This window comes from Arhodomonas sp. KWT, from assembly GCF_010993615.1.
The window spans coordinates 5,391-6,752 of the sequence record NZ_WNXE01000144.1 but is presented as its reverse complement, the minus strand read 5'-3'; the positions used below and the strand labels follow the sequence as shown (position 1 = coordinate 6,752).

Below are 1,362 nucleotides of genomic sequence, written 5' to 3'. Positions count from 1 at the left end.
CCGGTCCCCTTGGATCGGGGATGCTCGCGGCCGCTGCGCTAGTGGCGGCGATCGCCGGTGCGGGGTACTGGCTCGCCGGGTCCCGGGGTGGTGCGCCGGCCGGTGAGCCGCCTCTCATCGCCGCCGCCCGGGACGGCGACCTGGCGCGGGTGAATGCGCTCCTTGACCGTGGTGCTGCAGTCGATGGCGAGGACGCCTGCGGCTGGACGCCGATGATGCGGGCGGCGGCGATGGGCCACCCGGCGGTGGTGACGCGGCTGCTGGAGGCCGGGGCCGACCTCCATGCCCGTGACGAGCTCGGCTATACGGCGCTCCACGCCGCGGCCATCAGTGGCCGGCCGGAGGTCGCGGGACTGCTGCTCGCCCGGGGGGTGGCGGTGGATGTCCGCGAGACGGAGGCGGGGCGCACGCCGCTCATGTGGGCGGCGCGGGAGGGCCACACCGGAGTCGTGCGGGTGCTGCTCGACGCCGGCGCATCGGTGAACCTCCGCGACCACGATGGACGCACGGCGCTGGATCACGCCGGCGATAACGCCCGCCGCGACGTGGTCGAGCTACTTCAGGCGCGGGGTGCAATGTCGATGGACGGCATGGACTGAAGGGCGTGCCGCCGGTTGCGAGGCGGCAATGGAAAAGGGGGACGGGTGCCGCGGTGGTTTGAGCCGCGGGCGGGGCTCAGGCGCGGGTATCGATCAGCGAGCCCGACGTTTCGTCGGCCGCGCGTACCACCTGTGTCGCCGCGGCGGCCTGATTCTCTGCCGTCACCGCCTCGACCAGCGCGGTCTCGACCGTGCGGTCCTCCGCCAGCCCGCCACTGCGCCGGGCGATGGTCTCGGCGCTGCGTGCAGCGGTCTGGTTGGCGTTCTGAAACCCGCGGAGCCCTGAGTTGAAGGCGCTGTTAATGTCCACGGCCGATCCTCGGCTGTCACCCGTATGTATGAAATCATAGCAGAACCACCGGCGGTGTGAGTGGTCACTCGTCGCACAGGGCTGCGCCGCTGCCCGCTGCAGGTGGTAGACTCCGCGGTTTTCCCTCGGGAGGAGCACCATGGACGAGGCACAACCCCTGGTAGGGGTGATCATGGGCAGCAAGTCCGACTGGGAGACCATGCGTCACGCCGACGAGGTGCTGAGCGACTTCGGTGTCGCCCACGAGTGCCGCATCGTCTCCGCCCATCGCACGCCGGAGCTCATGCGCGACTATGCCCGGGAGGCCGAGTCCCGCGGGCTGCAGGCGATCATCGCGGGCGCCGGCGGCGCCGCCCACCTGCCGGGCATGGTCGCGGCGCAGACGCTGCTGCCGGTGCTCGGCGTGCCGGTGGAGAGCCGTGCCCTGCAGGGCATGGACTCGCTGCTGTCTAT

The 1,362-nt window shown here is 71.7% G+C and carries 3 protein-coding genes; 2 read left to right on the top strand and 1 reads right to left on the bottom strand.

Annotated elements, in window-relative coordinates; all coding sequences use genetic code 11:
- The coding region (locus G7A99_RS15185) for an ankyrin repeat domain-containing protein (protein WP_205599869.1) at positions 1–599 on the top strand (599 nt) is incomplete at its 5' end.
- 76 nt (positions 600–675) lie between these two features.
- On the opposite strand, the gene G7A99_RS15180 is transcribed toward G7A99_RS15185, so the two are convergent.
- A complete protein-coding gene (locus G7A99_RS15180) occupies positions 676–909 on the bottom strand; it encodes a hypothetical protein (protein ID WP_018718706.1) in 234 nt (77 codons plus the stop codon).
- Between the two features lie 139 nt (positions 910–1,048).
- Here G7A99_RS15180 and G7A99_RS15175 point away from each other — a divergent pair.
- On the top strand, positions 1,049–1,362 hold a 314-nt coding region (locus G7A99_RS15175; protein ID WP_205599868.1), incomplete at its 3' end, for an AIR carboxylase family protein.